This is a genomic window from Aeromicrobium sp., from assembly GCF_032084975.1.
GTDB lineage: Bacteria > Actinomycetota > Actinomycetes > Propionibacteriales > Nocardioidaceae > Aeromicrobium.
Window position 1 is genome coordinate 1 of record NZ_DAMDLR010000153.1, and the last position, 1,951, is coordinate 1,951.

The following is a 1,951-nucleotide window of genomic DNA, read 5'->3' on the forward strand; positions in this document are numbered from 1 at the left end:
CGGGCGTGCGGCACGCCGCCGGAGACCTGTCCCGCGGTGGCGTCGCCCTGCCCGAAGGTGCCGTCCTGGGCCCGCGCGAGATCGGCCTGCTGGCCGCGATCGGCCGCGACCGGGTACGTGCCCGTCCCCGTCCTCGCGTCGTCGTGATGTCCACCGGCCGCGAGCTGCGCGAGCCCGGCGCCCACCTCGACGTCGATTCGGTGAGCGACGCCAACTCCTCGATGCTGGCCGCGGCGGTCCGCGACCTCGGCGCGATCGCCTACCGCGTGGGCGTCGTCGACGACGACCCCGCCCACTTCAAGCGCGTCCTGTCCGACCAGCTCGTCCGCGCCGACCTGGTGATCACCACCGGCGGCATCACGGGCGACGAGCGCGCGCTGGTCAAGCGGACCCTCACCGAGGTCGGCGAGGTCACCTTCTCCGACGTCGCGATCCACCCGGGACGCACGCACGGCTTCGGTCGCGTCTTCGACGAGCAGACCCCGGTCATCACGCTGCCCGGCGACCCCGTGTCCGCGTACGTGGGCTTCGAGGTCTTCGTGGTGCCCGCGATCCGGCGCATGCTCGGGCGCACGCCGTACCGCCGGCCGCAGGTGCACGCCGTGCTGGCCGAGGACCTCACGTCCGAGACCGGTCTGCGCGAGTACCGTCCCGCCTACTTCGAGGTCACGCACCGCGGCGCCAAGGTCACTCCACTGCCGCGTACCGGCCCGCACCTGGTGGGCGCGCTGGCCAAGGCCAACGCCCTCATCGTGGTCGGTGAGGACGAGAGTGCCCTCAACCTCGGCGACACCGTCCGCACGCTCGTGCTCGACCGCAACTTCTGATGGCGCGCGGTTGGCCGGTCACCCTGACCGAGGGCCACATCGGGGTGCGGCCCCTGGTGCGCCGCGACGCCGGCACGTGGGCACGCCTGCGCAACGAGAACCGTGAGTGGCTGACCCCGTGGGAGGCCACGTTGCCTCCGGGCGAGGGGGCGGCGCCCGAGTCCTATGTCGGCACGATCGCCACCATGCGACGCCGCGCGCGGGAGGGCACGGCGATGCCGTTCGCCGCGACGTGGGACGGCGAGATGGTCGGGCAGGTCACCGTGAACAGCATCACGCGCGGCTCCGCGCAGTTCGCCAGCATCGGCTACTGGGTCGCGCGCAGCCACGCCGGCCGCGGCGTCACCCCGACCGCGGTCGCCCTCGTGTGCGACCACCTGTTCGGGCGCGGCGGGCTGCACCGGATCGAGATCTCGATCCGCCCCGAGAACGCCGCCAGCCTGCGAGTGGTGCAGAAACTGCGCTTCACCGAGGTGGGCCTCGCGCCGCGGTACCTGCACATCGCGGGGGACTGGCGCGATCACCGCGTGTTCCAGATCCTCAAGGAGGACGTGCCCGAGGGCCTGCTCGCGCGGCTGCACGAGGGACGCTCCGCGGACTGAGTCCGCTGGGGCCTGCATGAACTCGTGGTGCGACACACCCGAGTCGCTCCCAAGGATCACCCTCGCCACGACCTACGGTTTCAAGCGTGGAGGGTTCAAGCGGTCTGATCGTGGCGTTCGTCGTCGCCTTGTGGGCGGCGTACTTCGTACCGCTCGTCCTGCGTCGTTACGACGAGGCGGCCAAGAACTCGTCGTTGGACAACGACGGGCCCACGCGACGCGTCGTGCAGCCGCGCCGTGTCTCCGTGGCCACCGAGGAGCGCGAGGTCGTGCGCCCCGTCGTGCCGAAGCCCACCCCCAAGGCCGCTGAGCCGGCCACCCCGACTTCCCCTCGCGTCGACCGGACTTCTCCGGCGGTCGACGCGCAGCCTGCGCGCGTCACGCGCGAAGCCGCTCGCATCGCCGCCCGACGTCGCCGCAACGTGCTGCTGACGCTCGTGGCCGTGCTCGCGGTCCTGGCCGGCGTCACCGTCGCCCGGCTCGTTCCCGTCTGGACCCCCGCCATCGGCGTCGGCCTGATCC

2 protein-coding genes and 1 pseudogene are annotated in these 1,951 nt (G+C 72.6%); all 3 read left to right on the plus strand.

Going from position 1 to position 1,951, the window contains the following annotated elements; genetic code table 11:
- Positions 1-827: gephyrin-like molybdotransferase Glp (gene glp / locus RT323_RS16585; RefSeq protein ID WP_313410396.1), on the plus strand; the 827-nt coding region annotated here is incomplete at its 5' end.
- Positions 827-1,429, plus strand: a complete 603-nt coding sequence (locus tag RT323_RS16590; protein WP_313410397.1) for a GNAT family protein — start codon at positions 827-829, stop codon at positions 1,427-1,429. The genes glp and RT323_RS16590, both read left to right, overlap by 1 nt.
- An 86-nt stretch (positions 1,430-1,515) precedes the next feature.
- Positions 1,516-1,951 (plus strand): annotated as a pseudogene (locus RT323_RS16595) (hypothetical protein); the annotation flags it as partial.

Coding starts and splice junctions, on each gene's coding strand:
- RT323_RS16590 (WP_313410397.1), top strand. CDS start 827: ATGGCGCGCGGTTGGCCGGTCACCCTGACCGAGGGCCACATCGGGGTG.